Source organism: Streptomyces sp. NBC_01546, assembly GCF_045208355.1.
In the GTDB taxonomy this organism is placed as follows: domain Bacteria; phylum Actinomycetota; class Actinomycetes; order Streptomycetales; family Streptomycetaceae; genus Streptomyces.
On record NZ_CP109379.1, the window covers coordinates 3,068,719 to 3,086,542 of the forward strand.

General features: G+C 70.9%; 17 protein-coding genes and 2 tRNA genes. 8 read left to right on the plus strand and 11 right to left on the minus strand.

Features of this window, described 5'->3' with window-relative positions:
* Window positions 1–192: 192 nt before the first annotated feature.
* The 4 genes from rsrA to OHA89_RS13640 form a co-directional block, all read right to left on the minus strand.
* Window positions 193–498: a mycothiol system anti-sigma-R factor gene (rsrA, locus tag OHA89_RS13625; protein WP_215146769.1), complete on the minus strand. Its 306-nt coding sequence runs from the start codon at window positions 496–498 to the stop codon at window positions 193–195.
* A complete protein-coding gene (locus OHA89_RS13630) occupies window positions 495–1,139 on the minus strand; it encodes a sigma-70 family RNA polymerase sigma factor (RefSeq protein WP_030709911.1) in 645 nt (214 codons plus the stop codon). Before OHA89_RS13630 ends, rsrA begins: the two co-directional genes overlap by 4 nt.
* A 323-nt stretch (window positions 1,140–1,462) precedes the next feature.
* The gene (locus tag OHA89_RS13635) at window positions 1,463–2,104 is read right to left on the minus strand and encodes an alpha/beta family hydrolase (protein ID WP_257554267.1); all 642 of its coding nucleotides are present in this window, start codon (window positions 2,102–2,104) and stop codon (window positions 1,463–1,465) included.
* Between the two features lie 47 nt (window positions 2,105–2,151).
* Window positions 2,152–2,970, minus strand: coding sequence for an SOS response-associated peptidase (locus OHA89_RS13640; protein ID WP_266615078.1), 819 nt, complete (start codon window positions 2,968–2,970; stop codon window positions 2,152–2,154).
* A 53-nt stretch (window positions 2,971–3,023) separates the two neighbouring features.
* Between OHA89_RS13640 and OHA89_RS13645 the strand changes: the two genes are divergently transcribed.
* From OHA89_RS13645 to OHA89_RS13660, 4 genes are all read left to right on the plus strand, one after another.
* Window positions 3,024–3,737, plus strand: a complete 714-nt coding sequence (locus OHA89_RS13645; protein WP_257554269.1) for a M50 family metallopeptidase — start codon at window positions 3,024–3,026, stop codon at window positions 3,735–3,737.
* A 53-nt stretch (window positions 3,738–3,790) separates the two neighbouring features.
* On the plus strand, window positions 3,791–5,146 hold the full coding sequence (aroA, locus tag OHA89_RS13650) for a 3-phosphoshikimate 1-carboxyvinyltransferase (RefSeq protein WP_215146765.1): 1,356 nt from the start codon (window positions 3,791–3,793) through the stop codon (window positions 5,144–5,146).
* Window positions 5,147–5,154: 8 nt separating this feature from the next.
* Window positions 5,155–6,165, plus strand: coding sequence for a ribosome small subunit-dependent GTPase A (rsgA, locus tag OHA89_RS13655; protein WP_215146764.1), 1,011 nt, complete (start codon window positions 5,155–5,157; stop codon window positions 6,163–6,165).
* Window positions 6,166–6,256: 91 nt separating this feature from the next.
* Window positions 6,257–6,580 (plus strand): multidrug efflux SMR transporter, encoded by a 324-nt coding sequence (locus OHA89_RS13660; protein ID WP_150517955.1) that lies wholly within the window; start codon window positions 6,257–6,259, stop codon window positions 6,578–6,580.
* On the opposite strand, the gene OHA89_RS13665 is transcribed toward OHA89_RS13660, so the two are convergent.
* Window positions 6,546–7,085 carry a TetR/AcrR family transcriptional regulator gene (locus OHA89_RS13665; RefSeq protein WP_215146763.1) on the minus strand — a complete coding sequence of 180 codons (540 nt, stop codon included), beginning with the start codon at window positions 7,083–7,085 and terminating at the stop codon, window positions 6,546–6,548. The genes OHA89_RS13660 and OHA89_RS13665 overlap by 35 nt on opposite strands.
* 114 nt (window positions 7,086–7,199) lie before the next feature.
* Here OHA89_RS13665 and hisN point away from each other — a divergent pair, with 114 nt between their 5' ends.
* Together hisN and OHA89_RS13675 are read left to right on the plus strand one after the other, a co-directional pair.
* A complete protein-coding gene (gene hisN, locus OHA89_RS13670) occupies window positions 7,200–8,003 on the plus strand; it encodes a histidinol-phosphatase (RefSeq protein ID WP_257554270.1) in 804 nt (267 codons plus the stop codon).
* Between the two features lie 173 nt (window positions 8,004–8,176).
* Window positions 8,177–8,569 carry a cyclic nucleotide-binding/CBS domain-containing protein gene (locus tag OHA89_RS13675; protein ID WP_215146761.1) on the plus strand — a complete coding sequence of 131 codons (393 nt, stop codon included), beginning with the start codon at window positions 8,177–8,179 and terminating at the stop codon, window positions 8,567–8,569.
* A 65-nt stretch (window positions 8,570–8,634) separates the two neighbouring features.
* On the opposite strand, the gene OHA89_RS13680 is transcribed toward OHA89_RS13675, so the two are convergent.
* Entirely contained in the window at window positions 8,635–10,104 is a 1,470-nt protein-coding gene (locus OHA89_RS13680; protein ID WP_323186095.1) for a catalase, read from the minus strand.
* A 130-nt stretch (window positions 10,105–10,234) separates the two neighbouring features.
* Here OHA89_RS13680 and OHA89_RS13685 point away from each other — a divergent pair, with 130 nt between their 5' ends.
* Complete coding sequence (locus tag OHA89_RS13685; RefSeq protein ID WP_031144892.1) at window positions 10,235–10,651, plus strand: Fur family transcriptional regulator; 417 nt, start codon at window positions 10,235–10,237, stop codon at window positions 10,649–10,651.
* A gap of 152 nt (window positions 10,652–10,803) precedes the next feature.
* Here OHA89_RS13685 and OHA89_RS13690 read toward each other — a convergent pair.
* Window positions 10,804–10,877 (minus strand) — tRNA-Met (locus OHA89_RS13690).
* Window positions 10,878–10,924: 47 nt separating this feature from the next.
* The gene (locus tag OHA89_RS13695) at window positions 10,925–11,524 is read right to left on the minus strand and encodes a TetR/AcrR family transcriptional regulator (RefSeq protein ID WP_266615080.1); all 600 of its coding nucleotides are present in this window, start codon (window positions 11,522–11,524) and stop codon (window positions 10,925–10,927) included.
* Window positions 11,525–11,631: 107 nt separating this feature from the next.
* Between OHA89_RS13695 and OHA89_RS13700 the strand changes: the two genes are divergently transcribed.
* The gene (locus OHA89_RS13700) at window positions 11,632–12,708 is read left to right on the plus strand and encodes an NAD(P)/FAD-dependent oxidoreductase (RefSeq protein WP_266615081.1); all 1,077 of its coding nucleotides are present in this window, start codon (window positions 11,632–11,634) and stop codon (window positions 12,706–12,708) included.
* A 43-nt stretch (window positions 12,709–12,751) separates the two neighbouring features.
* On the opposite strand, the gene OHA89_RS13705 is transcribed toward OHA89_RS13700, so the two are convergent.
* From OHA89_RS13705 to OHA89_RS13715, 3 genes are all read right to left on the minus strand, one after another.
* Complete coding sequence (locus OHA89_RS13705; protein ID WP_406366264.1) at window positions 12,752–14,614, minus strand: tetratricopeptide repeat protein; 1,863 nt, start codon at window positions 14,612–14,614, stop codon at window positions 12,752–12,754.
* Between the two features lie 201 nt (window positions 14,615–14,815).
* A tRNA-Met gene (locus tag OHA89_RS13710) sits at window positions 14,816–14,889 on the minus strand.
* A gap of 52 nt (window positions 14,890–14,941) precedes the next feature.
* On the minus strand, window positions 14,942–17,824 hold the full coding sequence (locus tag OHA89_RS13715; protein WP_266615393.1) for a UPF0182 family protein: 2,883 nt from the start codon (window positions 17,822–17,824) through the stop codon (window positions 14,942–14,944).

Sequence of the window (17,824 nt, forward strand, 5' to 3'; positions counted from 1 at the left end):
CCTGTGCCGTGCACGCCAGGTACTGAATCAAACCAGCACCGAATGGGGAGAATAAGTGGGGCCCCGAGAGAATCGGGCCACATTTTCACATTGCGCCATACGGACGCCCCCGGATTAGCACTTTCGAGTGAACGAAGTGCCGGTCCGGGGGCGGGGGTTGTTCAATCTTCCGGCCGAACGGCCGCGGAAGTGTCAGCCGGTGGCCGGGTTGTCGGCGGTGATGTCATGATCGGGAACGGCCTGTCCCGACCGGATCAGTTCGATCCGTCCCATCACCTTGGACCGCAGGTCGCTCGGTACGTCGTCCGAGCCGCAGCAGCGCTTCACCAGCTTCTTCACGGCCTGCTCCAGGCCGTACTTCTCCAGACAGGGGCTGCACTCGCCGAAGTGTGTCTCGAACTTCGTGCAGTCGCTGTCGGGCATCTCATGGTCGAGGAACTCGTAAAGGTGATCCAGGACCTCAGAGCACTCCGTCTCGTGCGGCTCTCCGCAACTCATGAGCCCGAGCCTTTCCGGTCGTTCGACTCTCCCGCGCCCGCGGGAACCAGCCCGCGTTCACGGGCATAGTCCTCCAGCATTCCGCGGAGTTGACGGCGGCCACGGTGCAGTCGCGACATGACCGTACCGATGGGTGTACCCATGATGTCGGCGATCTCCTTGTACGCAAAGCCCTCTACGTCGGCAAGGTAGACCGCGATGCGGAACTCCTCCGGAATGGCCTGGAGCGCTTCCTTCACGTCCGAATCGGGCAGGTGATCGAGCGCCTGCGATTCGGCGGATCGCAGCCCGGTCGACATGTGCGACTCGGCGCGCGCCAGCTGCCAGTCCTCGATCTCCTCCGCGGCGCTGCGCTGGGGTTCGCGCTGCTTCTTGCGGTAGGAGTTGATGAACGTGTTGGTCAGGATGCGGTACAGCCACGCCTTCAGGTTGGTGCCCTCGCGGAACTGGTGGAAGGACGCGTATGCCTTCGCGTACGTCTCCTGGACCAGGTCCTCGGCGTCGGCCGGGTTGCGCGTCATGCGCAGCGCGGCCGAGTACATCTGGTCGAGGTAACCGAGGGCGTCCCGCTCGAAGCGCGCGTTCCGCTCCGGGGTCGTCTCCTCCGCGTGGCCTTCGTCGGTCCCAGCGACAGGACCCACCTCCTCCGACTGCGTGGCGGCTCCGAAAGCGGATCCGCTCGAATCGGAGAATAGTCGACCATCCCGGCTCTCCGCCGCCCGAGCCGTGCTGCGCTTGGGGGCAGGAAGAACCGTCCAGTCCAGGTCAGCGGCCTGCCGACGGTTCTGACTGATGACCTGGGTCATGCGCTCCCTCTCCTCCGACAAGTTCCCTTACGTACCGACATCCGGGACAACAGAAGGTTCGGGCGGCGCATTCCCCGGCGGGGGCCGGGATTTCGGCCCGTTCCGGGGCCCGCGCGGCAGGGGTGACGCGGATCACCCCACGATCCACCGGGTCCCGATCAGACCTCGAGGGCGGTGAGCCACTCGGCCACCGATTCGGTGATCAGCGCGAGGGCGGCCTCCTGGGTGACGTCCGCCTTCTTGGGCACCGCGAAGCCGTGGTCCCCGTACGGGACCTCCACGAGCGTGTAGGAGCCGCCCGGCGGGAACTCCTCCGGGCGCCCGAAGGGGTCCCGGCCGCCCTGGACCACCAGCGTGGGCCGCCCGGCGCCCAGCAGCTCCTCGGCCCGGGACTTCTCCGGCCGGCCCGGCGGGTGCAGCGGGAACGCCAGCGCCAGCACCCCGGCCGCGCCCAGTGCGGCCGCGGTCCGGCAGGCCACCCGGGCCCCGGCGCTGCGGCCGCCCGCGACCACGGGCAGCCCGGGCTTCGCGAGGGCCGGCCACAGCCCGTGCCACCCCTCGTCGAGCACCTTGGGCGCGGCCGCGACCTTCTTCCCGGCGACCCGCCAGGGCTGTTCGACCAGCGCCACGGTGATCCCGCGCGCGGGCAGGGCGGCGGCCAGCGCCTGGAGGTCCCGGGCCTCGATGCCGCCACCGGCGCCGTGGCTGACGGCGAGCACGAGCCCGGCCTTGCGGGCGGTGTGCCAGGTGATGCGGGCCTCGCCCGCCGGGGTGTCGACGCTCTCGGTACGCGTGCTCATGGACCCATCCTGCAACGGGCCGCGGCGCCGGCGCGCTGGCCGACGCGCTAGAAGAGCGTGCCCTCCTCCGGCGCGGCGAGCTCCGCCAGCAGCTCCGGCCCGTTGTTCCGTACGTTGCTCACGGCGGTGGACACCGGGTAGGCGCGCATCAGGCCGCCCGGCGGCGGTGCCAGCAGCTCCCGCAGCGAACCCTCGGTGTCGGTGTTCGCCGGGTCCAGCCAGGCGTCCCAGCGGTCGGGGGTCAGCATGAGCGGCATCCGCGGGTGGATCTCGGACAGCGAGCGCGGCCCCTCGGCGGGGGCCACCCCCAGCGGCCCGGTCTCGGCCTCGGTTGTGATCACCGAGCAGGTGACCCACCAGGCGAGCGGGTGCTCGTCGGGCAGGGTCCGGTCGCGCCAGAACTCGTATATCCCGGCCATGGCGAACACGGAGCCGTCGGCGGGGAGCACGAAATAGGGCTGCTTGCGGGCCCGCTTCTTCTTGCCCTCCACCTCCAGCTGCCGCTCGTCGTGGGCGGTGACCCACTCGTAGTAGCCGTCGGCGGGGACGATGCAGCGGCGCTGCGCGAAGGGGCGGCGGAAGGAGGGCTTCTCGGCGAGGGTCTCGGACCGGGCGTTGATCATCCGGGCGGCGCCGTCGGGGTTCTGGGCCCAGGAGGGGACGAGCCCCCACTTCAGGGTGCGCAGCTGGCGAACCGGACGGGGGTCGGACGCGTCTTTCAGGGGACGGTCGAGGACGACGTGGACCTGCTTGGTCGGCGCCACGTTGAAGTCGGGGGCCAGGACCTCCTCCGGCTCCCACTTCTCGATGCCGAAGGCCTCCACCAGGTCCTCGGGTCCACGACTCACCGCATACCGTCCGCACATGGCTGCCACACTGCCATGTCACCCACTCACCACCGCAAGGAGTCCGCCACCTCATGGACAGCAGCACGACGGCCGGCCTCTGGGACCGGCTCACGGGTATACAGACGGCGCCCGACCTGTGGCTGGTGATCGTGACCGGCGTGGCCGCGCTGGCCGCCGTGGGCCCGCGCCCGCTGTGGCGGCTGTCGCGCAACGCCGTGACCATCGCGCACGAGGGCGGCCACGGCCTGCTGGCGCTGCTGACCGGGCGGCGGCTCGACGGGATACGGCTGCACTCCGACACCAGCGGGGTCACCGTCAGCCGGGGCAAGCCGACCGGGCTGGGCATGATCCTGACCGCCGCGGCCGGGTACACCGCGCCCTCGCTGCTCGGGCTCGGCGGGGCGGCCCTGCTGTCCGCGCACCGGATCACGCTGCTGCTGTGGGTGGCCACCGTCCTGCTGGTGGCGATGCTGGTGATGATCCGGAACGCCTACGGGGCCCTGACCGTGGTGCTGACCGGCGGGGCCTTCCTGCTGGTGTCCTGGCTGGCCCCCGCCGAGGTGCAGGCCGTCTTCGCGTACGGGGTGGTGTGGTTCCTGCTGCTCGGCGGGGTCCGGCCGGTCTTCGAGCTCGGGGCCAAGCGCCGGCACGGCGGAGCGCCGGATTCGGACGCCGATCAGCTCGGTCGGCTCACCCACGTGCACCCGGTGGTGTGGCTGCTCCTCTTCCATGTTGTCGCGCTGTGCTCCCTGGTGGGCGGCGGCCGCTGGCTTCTCGCCCTCTGAGACCGGGCAGCGATCAAGATCCGGGTCCGGAGGAAGCCACTAAAGTGGTGGCCATGACCGAGACCCCCGCGCTCCACGCCCTCTGGCCCGCCCCGATCGCCGACGCTGCCGTCCATGCCACCGTCACCGTGCCGGGGTCCAAGTCGGTCACCAACCGCGCTCTCGTGCTCGCCGCGCTCGCCGCCGAGCCGGGCTGGGTGCGCCGCCCGCTGCGCTCGCGCGACTCCCAGCTGATGGCCGACGCCCTGCGCGCGATGGGCGTGGGCATCGAGGAGACCGTCTCCTCCAGTTCGGCCGGCGAGGGCGCCGGCGGCGAGGCCTGGCGGATCATCCCGGCCGCCCTGCACGGCCCGGCCACCGTCGACGTCGGCAACGCGGGCACGGTCATGCGCTTCCTGCCGCCCGTCGCCACCCTCGCCGACGGCGACATCCGCTTCGACGGCGACCCGCGCTCCTACGAGCGGCCGCTGGGCCAGGTCATCAACGCCCTGCGCACCCTCGGCGCCCGGATCGACGACGACGGCCGGGGCGCTCTGCCGCTGACCGTGCAGGGCGGCGGGGCTCTGGAGGGCGGCGTCGTGGAGATCGACGCCAGCAACTCCTCCCAGTTCGTCTCCGCGCTGCTGCTCTCCGCCCCGCGTTTCAACCAGGGCATCGAGGTGCGGCACGTGGGCAGCAACCTGCCGTCGATGCCGCACATCCGGATGACGGTGGAGATGCTGCGCGCGGCGGGCGCCCAGGTCGACACCCCCGAAGCGGGCGGCGAGAAGAACGTGTGGCGGGTGGCCCCCGGCGCCCTGCTCGGCCGCGATCTGGTGGTGGAGCCGGACCTGTCCAACGCCCAGCCCTTCATGGCCGCGGCGCTGATCACCGGCGGTACGGTCACCATCCCGGACTGGCCGCGCCGCACCACGCAGCCCGGCGACGCGCTGCGCCGGATCTTCACGGAGATGGGCGGCTCCTGCGAGCTGACCGACGCGGGCCTGGTCTTTACCGGCACCGGCAAGATCCACGGCATCGACGTGGACCTGGGCGAGGTCGGCGAACTCACCCCGGGCATCGCGGCGGTGGCGGCCCTGGCCGACTCGGAGTCGGTCCTGCGCGGTGTCCAGCACCTGCGGCTGCACGAGACGGACCGGCTGGCCGCGCTGACCAAGGAGATCAACGCGCTCGGCGGCGACGTCACCGAGACGGCGGACGGCCTGCACATCCGGCCGCGCCCGCTGCACGGCGGCACCTTCCACACGTACGACGACCACCGGATGGCCACCGCGGGCGCGGTGATCGGCCTGGCGGTGGAGGGCGTACTGATCGAGAACGTGGCGACGACCGCGAAGACCCTGCCGGACTTCCCGAGGATGTGGGCGGACATGCTCGCAGGGGATTCCGAAGCGGGATCGGGAGCGTAGGGCCCGTCATGCGCAGGTACGGCAAGCACACCGACGAGGACGACATCCGCCAGCGCCCCAACCCCAAGGGCAACCGGCCGCGTACGAACATCCGCCCCAAGCACGAGGACGCCTCCGAGGGATTCGTCCTCACCGTCGACCGCGGCCGGCTGACCTGCCTGGTCGGGGACCGCACGGTCCACGCGATGAAGTCCAGGGAACTGGGCCGCAAGGCGGCGGTGGTCGGGGACCTGGTCTGGATCGTCGGTGACCTGTCCGGCAAGAAGGACACCCTCGCCCGGATCGTACGGATCGAGGAGCGCAAGTCCGTCCTGCGGCGCACCGCCGACGACGACGACCCGTACGAGCGGGTGGTCGTCGCCAACGCCGACCAGCTGGCCATCGTGACGGCCCTGGCCGACCCGGAGCCGCGGCCCCGGATGATCGACCGCTGTCTGGTGGCGGCTTACGACGCCGGTCTGGAACCGCTGCTGGTGCTCACCAAGTCCGATCTGACCTCCGCCGACAAGATCCTGGAGATCTACTCGACGCTCGGCGTGAACTACGTGGTGACCAACCGCGAGGAGCTCGCGACGGGCGACGCGGCCGACCGGGTGCGCGAACGTCTCAACGGCCGGATCACCGCCTTCGTCGGCCATTCGGGCGTCGGCAAGACCACCCTGGTGAACTCGCTGGTCGCCGAGGGCCGCCAGCGCGCCACGGGACACGTCAACGCGGTCACCGGCCGCGGCCGGCACACCACCACCTCGGCGCTCGCGCTGCCGCTGCCGGGCGGCGACGGCTGGGTCATCGACACGCCGGGCGTGCGCTCCTTCGGCCTGCACCACGTGGATCCGTCCCGGGTGATCCTGGCCTTCCCGGACCTGGTGCCCGGTACCGAGGAGTGCCCGCGCGCCTGCAGCCACGACGAGCCGGACTGCGCGCTCGACAAGTGGGTGGAGGACGGCCACGCGGACCCGGCGCGGCTGTACTCGCTGCGGCGGCTGCTGGAGACGCGGGAGCGCCGCGAAGGCGACTGACGCAGCGTCGGGTTTGCCGAAGATCGCGTCTGGATAAATCCATAATCGCACCAAGTGACGAGAAATCACGTGACGCGGGGAGGCATTCGACATGGCGTGGCTGCTCGTCGTGGTGGCCGGACTCCTGGAGACCGGATTCGCGGTCTGCCTCAAGCTGTCCCACGGCTTCACCCGACTGTGGCCGACCGTCGCCTTCGCCTGCTTCGCCCTCGGCAGCTTCGGCCTGCTCACGCTGGCCCTCAAGAAGCTGGACGTCGGTCCGGCGTACGCGGTGTGGACCGGCATCGGCGCCGCCGGGACGGCGATCTACGGCATGATCTTCCTCGGCGACCTGGTCTCCACCCTCAAGCTCGTCTCGATCTCCCTGGTGATCCTCGGGGTCATCGGGCTCCAGCTGTCCGGTTCTGCGCACTGAGCAGCCGGAGCAGTTCTCCCGCCCCCGGGTCCTCCCCCGGGGCCACCACGTAGGAGAGGGCGAGCCGTATCGCGAGCTCGCACCGCTGGACGTCCTCCGCGGGCATGAGCGCGGCGGCCGCCCGGTCCCGTACCGACCGGGCCAGTTCACCGGGCCCGGGCGCACGGCCCGCGGCGGGCAGGTCCGGGTCCCAGAACCCGGTCAGCAGGGCCCGTACGAGGGGATAGGCGCGGGCCGCCCGTACGGTCCACTCCGCGACCGCGGCGAGCCGTTCGGCGGTCGGGGCCGGGGTGGACAGGGCCCGCTCGACCCCGTCGAGGTACCGCTCGCCCTCGCGTCGGACCAGGGCGCGGCCCAGGCCGCCCTTGCCGCCGAACTCGTTGTAGAGGGTCTGCCGGGACACCCCGGCGGCCGCCGCCACGTCGACCATCCGCACGGCCGGCCAGGGGCGCGCCGAGAGCGCCGCTCCCGCCGCCTCCAGCAAGGTCTCCCGGGCTGCCGGCATCGTCGCCTCCCCACTGGGCCGTTCCCGCTGGGCTCCCCGGCCAGAGTTGACGGGGCGACAGATCCTGTCAAGGGCGCGTCCCGGCCGCGCCACCGGCCGCGATACTGTTCGGCCATGTCCGAGTATGACGATGACCTGCGCCTTGCCCTCGAACTCGCCGACGCGGCGGACGTCGCGACGATGGAGCGGTTCCGTGCCCTCGACCTCAAGGTCGAGACGAAGCCGGACATGACCCCGGTGAGCGAGGCGGACCAGGCCGCCGAGGCCATCATCCGGGCCGGCATCGAAGCCGCGCGGCCCGACGACGCGATCCTCGGCGAGGAGTACGGCCTGCAGGGCAGCGGCCCGCGGCGCTGGGTCGTGGACCCGATCGACGGCACGAAGAACTACGTGCGCGGGGTGCCGGTCTGGGCGACCCTGATCTCCCTGATGACGGAGGGCGAGGACGGCGTCTTCCGCCCCGTGGTGGGCGTGGTGTCCGCGCCCGCGCTGGGCCGCCGCTGGTGGGCGGTGCGGGGCGGCGGTGCGTACGGCGGCGGCGCGCTCGGCGAGACCACGCCGATCGGCGTCTCGAAGGTGGGCGGGCTGGGCGACGCCTCGTTCGCGTACTCCTCGCTGAGCGGCTGGGAGGAGCAGGGCCGCCTCGCCGGCTTCCTGGACCTGACCCGCGCCTGCTGGCGTACGCGCGGCTACGGCGACTTCTGGCCGTACATGATGGTCGCGGAGGGCTCGCTGGACCTGTGCGCCGAGCCGGAGCTGAACCTCTGGGACATGGCGGCCATCGCGGTCGTGGTCCAGGAGGCGGGCGGCCGCTTCACCAGCCTGGACGGGGTGGACGGGGTGCACGGCGGGAACGCGGCGGCCTCCAACGGGCTGCTCCACGAGGAGATGCTGGAGCTGCTGCGCCCGCGCGCCTGAGCAAGCGCCTGAGCAAGCGCCTGAGTACGCGCCTGTGCGTGCCCTCTTGTTGACGGTGCGTGTCCGTGGGAATCTGAGAATCCCCCGCTTGTGCGCTTGTGAACCCTTTCTCTAGGATCCTTCGGGCGCACCACACCCAAGCGGCGGGACTCACCCAGGAGGTGGCTCTCTTCATGCTCGTCCGTGACGCAATGAGCACCGTGATCCTCACCCTCGGACCCGCGCACACCCTGCGGCAGGCGGCCTGCCTGATGTCGGGGCGGCGCGTCGGCGCGGCCGTCGTACTCGACCCCGACCACAGCGGAATCGGCATCCTGACCGAGCGCGACATCCTCAACTCGATCGGCGCGGGCCACGATCCCGACCGCGAGACCGTGGGTGCGCACACCACGAACAACGTGGTGTTCTGCACCCCGGACGCCACCTTGCAGGAGGCCGCCGAGGCCATGGCCCACGGCGGCTTCCGGCACCTGATCGTGCTGGAGAACGGCGGCCCGGTGGGCATCGTCTCCGTACGCGACATCATCCGCTGCTGGGTGCCCGCGCGGCGTACGGTCCCGGCGTAGAGCGACGACGGGCCGGAACCCGTGGGGGTTCCGGCCCGTCGTCCTGCTACGGCAAGCGATCCGTGTCAGCCGCGAAGGGCCTGGACCGCGGCGTCGAGCCGCTTGCCGAAGTCGCCGTCCGCCTGGCGGAAGTTGTCGATCGCGCGCTCGACGATGTCGTCGCGGGAGACCTTGGCGATGAAGCCGGCCAGGTTCTCGACCAGGCGGGACTTCTCGTCCTCCGAGTACAGGCGGTAGAGGTTGCCCGCCTGGACGAAGTCGTTGTCCTCTCTGTGGACGGCCGCGGGGTGGTTGCCCGTGCCGCCGGTCAGGTCGATCGGCTGCCACAGCGGGCGGTCCGTCTGGTGCGGGCCGCCGAAGCTGTTCGGCTCGTAGTTCTTCGCACCCTTGTGACGGCCGTCGTACAGGTAGCCGTCGCGGGAGTTGGTGCGCGCCTCGGTGGCGTGCGGGCGGTTCACCGGCAGGTGGTCGGCGTTGATGCCGACGCGGTAGCGGTGGGCGTCGCCGTAGCCGAAGAGGCGGCCCTGGAGCATCTTGTCCGGGGACGGACCGATGCCGGGGACGAAGTGCGCCGGGGAGAAGATCGACTGCTCGACCTCGGCGAAGACGTTCTCCGGGTTGCGGTTGAGCTCCAGCTTGCCGATCTCGACCGGCGGGTAGTCCTCGTGCGGCCACACCTTGGTGAGGTCGAACGGGTTGAAGCGGTACTGGGCCGCCTCGGCCGCCGGCATGATCTGGACCTGCACGGTCCAGGACGGGAACTCGCCGCGCTCGATGGACTCGCGCAGGTCGCGCTGGTGCGAGTCGGGGTCCTCACCGGCGAGCTGGTTGGCCTCGGCCTGGGTGAGGTTCTTGATGCCCTGGTCGGTCTTGAAGTGGTACTTGACCCAGAAGACCTCGCCGGCCTCGTTGTTCCACTGGAACGTGTGCGAGCCGTAGCCGTTCATGTGGCGGTAGGACGCCGGGATGCCGCGGTCACCGAACAGCCAGGTCACCTGGTGGGTCGACTCGGGCGACAGACCCCAGAAGTCCCAGACGTTGTCCGCCTCCTGCGAGCCCGTGTACGGGTCGCGCTTCTGGGTGTGGATGAAGTCCGGGAACTTGATGGCGTCCTTGATGAAGAACACCGGGGTGTTGTTGCCGACGAGGTCGTAGTTGCCCTCTTCGGTGTAGAACTTCAGCGCCCAGCCGCGGGGGTCGCGCACGGCGTCGGCGCTGCCGAGGTTGCCGGCGACAGTGGAGAAGCGCAGGAAGGTCTCGGTCTGCTTGCCGACCTCGGACAGGAACTTGGCGCGGGTCCACTGCGAGACGTCACGGGTCAGCGTGAAGGTGCCGTACGCACCGGCGCCGCGGGCGTGCACCACGCGCTCCGGGATGCGCTCGCGGTTGAAGTGCGCGAGCTTTTCGAGCAGGAGCTGGTCCTGGACGAGGACGGGCCCGCCGACGCCGGCAGTCTCACTGTTCTGGTTGTCGGCGACCGGAGCCCCGGCCTCCGTGGTGAGCGGTCCCTGCGTCACGTGCGCCTCCTGCGTCATTCCTGCATGTCCTGTCCTTGGCCTTTGCCGTATCCGATCCTACGATGGACTTTGTCTAAGTCAAGTGAATATCCAAGTCCGAACTGATTCGGGAGTTACACCGAGTCCCCTCACTGTTAGGCTGACGTCTATGAGTGACCTGCTGGAACGACTTCGCGGACGCGGATGGCGCATGACCGCACAGCGGCGTGTCGTGGCCGAGGTGCTCGACGGTGACCACGTTCACCTGACGGCCGACGAGGTGCACGCGCGTGCCGTGGCCAAGCTGCCGGAGATCTCCCGGGCCACGGTCTACAACACGCTGGGCGAGCTGGTGACCCTCGGCGAGGTCCTGGAGGTCTCCACGGACCGCCGCGCCAAGCGGTACGACCCGAACGCCCACCGGCCCCACCAGCACCTGGTCTGCGCCCAGTGCGGCGCGATCCGCGACGTCCACCCGGCGGGCAACCCGCTGGCCGACCTGCCGGACACGGAGCGCTTCGGCTTCGTGGTGTCGGCGGTCGAGGTGACGTACCGCGGGGTGTGCCCGAACTGCGCGGCCGCCTGACCTGACCTGATCGACGAGGAAGGCCGGGAGCATCAGCTCCCGGCCTTCTTCGTGGCGCGCGACGGCTCGTCCGCGACGCTACGCGGCCCGGCCGTTCACCTTCAGAAACGACTCGAGGCCCGGATCCATGGATCCGGGCCTCGGGCCTTCAGTAGCGGGGACAGGATTTGAACCTGCGACCTCTGGGTTATGAGCCCAGCGAGCTACCGAGCTGCTCCACCCCGCGTCGGTAAACCCAACGTTACGTGAGGGCCCCCGGCAGATGCAAATCGGTTAACCGGCCGCCAGTCCCCGGTGGAGAAGCGCGGTGAGGGTGTCGACCACTTCGTCGTCGTCGAAGGCATTCCCGCTGGTCATGGCCGCGTAGCCCAGCATCGAGATCATGGCCCCCATCGCCGCGGCGACGAGCTGGGGATCACCGGGCAGCTCCTGGCCGCGTTCGCGCATGTACGCGAGGTGTTCGCGCAACGGCGCGGTTTCCGCCACGAGCCCCTCCCAGGCCTGTCCCGACCGGGGCGGCTCCGCCATGGACTTCTGGAACAGGGCGACCACGACGGGCAGGTGGTCCCGGAAGACCTCCCAGCTCACCGCGATGTGCGTACGCAGCTGCGCACGGTCGGCGAGGTCGTGGTCGCGCGGGTGGTCATGGGAACCGACCGCGGCGTCCACCTGGGCCCCCATGTCCGCCATCAGCGCGTTCAGCAGCTCGTCCTTGCCGGCGAAGTGTTCGTAGAAGGAGCCGGTGGAGCGGCCGGCCGCCTTGGTGATGTCGGTGATCTTCGTCTGCGTGTAGCCGCGCTCCAGGAAGAGCGCCCGCGCCGCCTCCTTGAGCGCCGCCTCCGTGCCGGCCGCCTTCTCCTTGCGCACTCCCACCGCGATCCCCGTTCCCGCTTGACGCCGCCTTCGCGCCCTCATCATACTGAACCCGATTTCACTGAATCAGAATTCAGTGAATGTGGATTCACCGGAAGGGGTCGGGCATGCGTGTGTCAGTCATCGGGGGCGGAGTGGCCGGAGCGGCGAGCGCGATCGCGTTGCGTCGGCGTACGGGAGCCGAGGTCACCGTCTACGAGGCGTACGAAGATCCCGCGGGCCGGGTGGGCTCGTTCCTGAGCCTCGCCGTCAACGGGCTGCGCGGGCTGGACGAGCTGGGCTGCCTCGCCCGGGTCCAGGAGGCCGGGTTCCCGGTCGCCGACCAGCTGATGTGGTCGGCGTCGGGCAAGCTCCTCGGCAAGGTGCCCCGCGGCCGGCTGGCCTCGGACACCCTGCACAGCACGACCCTGCTGCGGGGGCGGCTCGTGGAGGTCCTGCGCGCGGAGGCGGAGCGGGCGGGGGTGCGGATCGAGACGGGCCGGCGGGTGGACCCGTCCGGTGTGGAAGGGGACCTGGTGGTGGCCGCGGACGGCCTCTGGTCGGCGAGCCGCACCGCGCTGGACCCGGCGGCCCCGGTCCCCGAGTACGCCGGGCTCTACAGCGTGTCGGGGGTCTCGGAGGGCCTGGACCTGGCCCGGGGCTCCTTCCACATGACCTTCGGCCACCGGGGGGCGTTCCTCTGCATCCCGGCGCCGGACGGCACGGTGTGGTGGTCGGCCCAGGTGGCCGCGCCCGAGCCCCCGGACCCGGCGGAGGTCACCCTGGGCCTGCTCACGGAGCTGTACCGCACCTCGCGGATGCCGCTCGACGTACTGCGGGCGGCGACGCGCGTCGACCGTCCGATGCCGATGCACCGGCTGGCGGAGCTCCCCGTGTGGCATGACGACCGGACCGTCGTGATCGGTGACGCCGCCCACCCGGTGGGCGCCGGGCAGGGCGCCTCGATGGCGATCGAGGACGCGGTGGCGCTCGCGCGGTGCGTGTCGACGGCACCGGACGTCCGGACGGCGCTGGCCGAGTACACCCGGCTGCGCCGCCCCCGCGCGGCCCGCATGACCAAGGCCGCCGCGTCCAACCGCGACTCCAAGACCCCGGGCACGGTGCAGCGCCGCGTCAACGACCTGCTGATGCCCTTCGTCTTCCGGCACGCCTACGCCCGCTCCACGGGCTGGCTCTACCGCTGAGCGGCCAGGCCGGCCCCGGCAGCCCCGGTCGCGGGCGCCGGGGTCAGGCCGAGAGCTCCTCCGCCAGGGCGTCGCGCAGGCGTGCCGCGCGCTGCGAGACCTCCTCCGGGCCCAGCTCGATCGCGCGCACGCACCACTTCTGCCCCTCGGCCAGGTCACCGTGGCGCGCCGCCAGCAGCCCCAGCCGCAGGGCCGCGCGGCCGTGGCCCGCCACCGCCGCGCGGGTCCACCACAGGGCGGCCTCCGGCTCGCTCCCCTCGCGGGCCAGCAACAGCCCCAGGTTGAAGGCGCCGTTGCGGGAACCGGCCTCGGCCGCCTCCCGGTACCAGCGCGCGGCGGCCGCCAGGTCACCGCGGGCGGCCGCGAGCATGCCGACCCGCACCTGGGCCCGGCGGTGCCCCAGCTCGGCAGCCCGCTCGTACCACTCCTCGCTCTCGGTCCGCGGGGCGCCGCCGACCGGCTCGCCCAGCGCCACCGGCTCCGGCGCCGGGGCCAGCGACTCCAGCAGCGAGGCCAGCCGGAAGGCCGCCTCCGCACTGCCGCCGCCCGCCGCGCACCGCAGGTGCCGCTCGGCGGCCCGCTCCTCGCCGTCGCGCACCAGCGCGATGCCGACCTGGAGCGCGGCGTCGGTGTGGCCCGCCGACGCGGCCCGCTCGTACCACTTCAGCGCCGTGCGGTCCTCGTCGCGGCTGGCGAACAGGATCCCGAGGTTGAAGGCGGCGTCCACGCTGCCCGCCTCGGCCGCCTTCGAGAACCACGGCTCCGCGCCCGCCGCGTCCCCGCCCTGGAGCAGCAGGATGGCGAGCGCGTTGGCCGCCTCGCGGTGGCCGGCGTAGGCCGCCCGCCGGTACCACTGCTCGGCCTGCGCGGTCCGCTCCTGTGCGACGCACAGCAAAGCAAGGTTGTACGCCCCGTTCTGGTCGCCCGCGTCCATGGCGGTGCGGTACCAGCGCTCCGCGGTCTGGGTCTCGCCGCGGGCCGCGTGCAGCGCGCCCAGCGCGTTCGCGGCGTTGCCGTCGCCGTCCTGGGCAGCGCGGTGCCACCACGTGGCGGCGCTGTCCTCGTCACCGGCGTCGCGCAGCAGGAAGCCCAGCGCGCAGGCCGCCCGGGCCTCCCCCTGCTTGGCGGAGGTCAGGTACCAGCGCCCGGCCTCCTTGAGCTCCCCGCGCGCCTCCAGCAGCGCGCCCAGGTGCAGCGCGGCGCGACGGTGTCCGCGCGCGGCGGCCTGCCGGTACCACTGCTCGGCCTCGGTGGGGTCTCCCTTGCGCAGGTGCCGTGCCAGCCGGTAGGCGGCCTCGCGGTGCCCCTGCTCCGCCGCGGCGCGGAACCACCGCTCCACGCCCTTGTCCCCGCGGTGCTCGAGCAGGTCGGCCAGACCGTACGCCCCCAGCGCGTGGCCGGATTCCGCCGCCTGGCGGAGCCAGTACTCGGCGGCGGGCTCGTCGCCGCGCTCGCGGAAGTGACGGCCCAGGGCGTGCGCGGCCGGAGCGGATCCGGCCACGGCCGCGACCCGCCACCAGCCGGCGGCCTCCTCCGGGTAGCCCCGCTGGTGCAGCAGTACGCCCAGGTTGTTCGCGGCGGCGCGGTCCCCTTCCCCCGTGGCGCCGCGCAGGTACGGCTCGGCCCCGTCCAGGTCGCCGCGGCGCAGCAGCAGCGCACCGAGCACGCTCATGGCGCCCGGGTCGCCCTTGTCGGCGGCCACCCGGTGCCGGGCCTCGAGCTCGGCGTCGCTGGCCGCGTCGGTCTCGGCGAACATTTCCTCCGCGCTGTGCTTGTCCAAGAAATCCGCATCGGTCAGTGCGGTCTGCGCGTTGACAACGGGAGCCGTGTCACCGGCTCCCGTACCCGGCTCGGCATCCGCCCTCGCAAACCGCCCTGTCTCCAGCAGAGTTGACCTGTCCCCCATAAATCCCATCGTCGCATCACCTGCTACCCGCGTACACCTGGTATGTCGCAGCCAGTGAGGTCACTACAGCGTTTTGTCGACATGCCCATAGAGAGCCAAGTCAAACACGCTCCTGCCCCAACTCACCCGTCTCAGCTACCGCGTGTCCGCCCCGGGCATGACGAAGGCCCGGATCCCATGGATCCGGGCCTTCGTCTTCAGTAGCGGGGACAGGATTTGAACCTGCGACCTCTGGGTTATGAGCCCAGCGAGCTACCGAGCTGCTCCACCCCGCGTCGGTGAAACCACAGTATCACGACGCGGGACGGAGCCATTACCGGTTGATCGTCAGCCTGCCGGCTTGGGCGCCGTCAGCTTCGCCTCCGCGTCGATCGCCCGCTTCAGCGCCGCCTTGATCTCGTCCTGCGCCTTGCCGAAGGCCGCCCAGTCACCGGCCTGCCTGGCCTTCTCGGCGTCCTCGATGGCCTTCGACGCGTCGGCGAGCGCCGCCTTCACCGTCGGGTCCGTGGCAGCCGGAGGCGTCGTGGTGCCCTCGCCCGGCGGCTGGGCCGGAGGCACGGGCGTGGTCGGAGCCTCGGCCCCGAAGACCACGTTCAACGCCTTCTCCAGCGTGTCCTCGAACGCGGTCTGCCCGCCGTAGGTCACCAGCACCTTGCGCAGCAGCGGGTACTTCAGCCCCGAACTGCGCACGTACACCGGCTCCACGTAGAGCATTCCGCCGTCGAGCGGGACCGTGAGCAGGTTGCCGTACTCGACCTCCGAGTCGCCACCGCGCAGCAGGCGGATCGACTCGGCGATCTTCGGCTCGGACTGGAACTTGCTCTGGACCTGCTTGGGGCCGTCGACCGGCTTGCTGGTCGGCAGCTTCAGCACGCTGATCTTGCCGTAGTCCGGGGTGCCCGGATCGGCGTTGACCGCCATGAAGGCGCTCAGATTGTCCCGCTCGTTCGGCGTGAACGTCGTGGTGAGCGAGAAGACCTGGTCCTTCTCCGTCTGGCCCGGCAGCTTCATCGACAGGTAGTACGGCGGGACCGCCGTGCCGGCCTTGGTCGTCGGGTCGTCGGGGACGGCCCAGGCCTCACTGCCGCTGAGGAAGGTCTGCGGGTCGGTGACGTGGTAGCGGGTCAGCAGCTCGCGCTGGACCTTGAACAGGTCCTGCGGGTAACGCAGGTGGTCCATGAGCGGCTTGGAGATCTCGCTCTTGGCCTTCACCGTGCCCGGGAACGCCTTCATCCAGGTCTTCAGGACCGGGTCCTGGGTGTCCCACTGGTACAGGCTGACCGTGCCGTCGTACGCGTCGACGGTGGCCTTCACCGAGTTCCGGATGTAGTTGACCTGGTTCTCCTGCGCCACGACCGCGCGCTGGCTGTTGGTCAGCGAGTCCGCGGTGCTCTGGCCCAGCGTGGTGCGCGAGGCGTACGGGTACCCGTTGGTGGTCGTGTACGCGTCGACGATCCACTTGACCTTGCCGTCCACGACCGCCGGGTACGGGGCGCCGTCGATGGTCAGCCACGGGGCGACGGCCTCGACGCGCTCCTTGGGCGTGCGGTTGTACAGGATCCGCGAGCCGTCGCCGATGGCCCCGGAGTACAGGATCTGCGGCTCGCTGAAGGTCAGCGCGTACGCCGCCCGGTTGATCGGGTTGTCGAGGCTGACGCCGGAATTCCCGGTGTAGCTCGTCTCCTTCTCGCCCTTGTCGTCCGAGTAGTCGAGCTCCTTCTGCGGTCCGCCGACGATCGAGTACTGCTTCGTCTGCTCGCCGTAGTAGATGCGCTGCTCGAAGTCCGTGCCGAACATGCCCTTGGAGGGCAGGTCGGACTGGGTGAAGTCGGGAGCGCCCTGGTCACCGACGGTGGTGCCCTTGGCCGCGACCACGCCGTAGCCGTGCGTGTACTTGAAGTGGTCGTTGATCCAGTTGTTCTTCGGGATGCCGCCGATGTTCAGCTCGCGCAGCCCGATGACCGTGTCCTGGCCGTTGTACCGGTCCACGGCGAGCGTGGACGGGAAGGCGTAGTAGCCCTTGACCTGCTGGAGCTGCTGGAAGGCCGGCGAGACGATGTTCGGGTCGAGGAGGCGGACGCTGGCGGTCGTGTCGGCCGCCTTGCGCAGCTGGTTCTTGTCCGTCCCCGCGGCCGGTACGCCCGGGTAGTCCTTGACCTCGGAGCCGGCGATCCCGTAGGCGTCGCGCGTCGCCTTGATGTTCTTCTCGACGTACGGCGATTCCTTGGCCTGCTCGTTCGGCTGGACCTGGAACTTCTGCACGATCGCCGGGTAGAGCCCGCCGATCAGGATCGCCGAGAGCACCATCAGGCCGAAGCCGATGACCGGCAGCTGCCAGGTGCGGCGCCACAGCGTCGCGAAGAACAGCGCGGCGCAGATCGCGGCGATGGCGACCAGGATCGTCTTCGCCGGGAGGTAGGCGTTCGCGTCGACGTAGCGCAGGCCGGTCCAGTTGTCCGCGGCCTTGAAGTCACTGGACTTCACGGCGAGGCCGTACCGGTCGAGCCAGTACGCGATCGCCTTGAGCGTGACGAAGAGGCCGAGCAGCACCGACAGGTGGCCGGTCGCCGCGGCGGTGGCCCGGGCGCCCGGGCTGGTCACGCGCAGTCCGCCGTACAGGTAGTGCACGACGGCCGCGGCGATCACCGACAGGACGACCGCGGCGAAGCCGAAGCCGAGGAGGAAGCGGTACCAGGGCAGGTCGAAGGTGTAGAACGACACGTCCAGGTGGAACTCGGGGTCCTTCTGACCGAAGGGCACCCCGTTCACGTACATCAGCCAGGTCTTCCACTGGCCGGCCGCAGAGGCGCCCGCGATCAGACCGACGAGCACGGAGATGCCGAGCAGCAGCCACTTCTTGTACGGGGCGACGCTCATCCGGTAGCGGTCGAGGCTCTGCTGCTCCATCGACATCGCGCTGAGCGGCGGTCGCAGCCGGTGCGCCAGCCAGATGTTGAACCCGACGGCACCCGTCATCAGCAGACCGAAGACGGCAAAGAGGCCGATCTTGGTCCACAGGGTGGTGGTGAAGACCGTGGAGTACTTCACGGAGCGGAACCAGAGCCAGTCCGTCCAGAAGCCCGCGAACATGATGAAGAGCATGACCAGGACAGCCAGCACGCCCAGGGTCATGAGGAGAGTGCGGGCTCGCCGGGACGGGCGGCCGACTCTCATCCGTGGCCCCGAAGGGCCTCCGCCGCGGTCCGGCAT

Excerpts from the sequence above, each read along its gene's own strand:
- OHA89_RS13640 (WP_266615078.1), bottom strand. The coding sequence starts at position 2,970 with ATGTGCGGACGGTATGCGGTGAGTCGTGGACCCGAGGACCTGGTGGAG.
- OHA89_RS13660 (WP_150517955.1), top strand. The coding sequence starts at position 6,257 with ATGGCGTGGCTGCTCGTCGTGGTGGCCGGACTCCTGGAGACCGGATTC.
- hisN (WP_257554270.1), top strand. The coding sequence starts at position 7,200 with ATGTCCGAGTATGACGATGACCTGCGCCTTGCCCTCGAACTCGCCGAC.
- OHA89_RS13700 (WP_266615081.1), top strand. The coding sequence starts at position 11,632 with ATGCGTGTGTCAGTCATCGGGGGCGGAGTGGCCGGAGCGGCGAGCGCG.
- OHA89_RS13635 (WP_257554267.1), bottom strand. The coding sequence starts at position 2,104 with ATGAGCACGCGTACCGAGAGCGTCGACACCCCGGCGGGCGAGGCCCGC.
- OHA89_RS13680 (WP_323186095.1), bottom strand. The coding sequence starts at position 10,104 with ATGACGCAGGAGGCGCACGTGACGCAGGGACCGCTCACCACGGAGGCC.
- rsgA (WP_215146764.1), top strand. The coding sequence starts at position 5,155 with ATGCGCAGGTACGGCAAGCACACCGACGAGGACGACATCCGCCAGCGC.
- OHA89_RS13665 (WP_215146763.1), bottom strand. The coding sequence starts at position 7,085 with ATGCCGGCAGCCCGGGAGACCTTGCTGGAGGCGGCGGGAGCGGCGCTC.
- OHA89_RS13675 (WP_215146761.1), top strand. The coding sequence starts at position 8,177 with ATGCTCGTCCGTGACGCAATGAGCACCGTGATCCTCACCCTCGGACCC.
- OHA89_RS13715 (WP_266615393.1), bottom strand. The coding sequence starts at position 17,824 with ATGCCGGACCGCGGCGGAGGCCCTTCGGGGCCACGGATGAGAGTCGGC.
- aroA (WP_215146765.1), top strand. The coding sequence starts at position 3,791 with ATGACCGAGACCCCCGCGCTCCACGCCCTCTGGCCCGCCCCGATCGCC.
- OHA89_RS13645 (WP_257554269.1), top strand. The coding sequence starts at position 3,024 with ATGGACAGCAGCACGACGGCCGGCCTCTGGGACCGGCTCACGGGTATA.
- OHA89_RS13685 (WP_031144892.1), top strand. The coding sequence starts at position 10,235 with ATGAGTGACCTGCTGGAACGACTTCGCGGACGCGGATGGCGCATGACC.
- OHA89_RS13705 (WP_406366264.1), bottom strand. The coding sequence starts at position 14,614 with ATGGGGGACAGGTCAACTCTGCTGGAGACAGGGCGGTTTGCGAGGGCG.
- rsrA (WP_215146769.1), bottom strand. The coding sequence starts at position 498 with ATGAGTTGCGGAGAGCCGCACGAGACGGAGTGCTCTGAGGTCCTGGAT.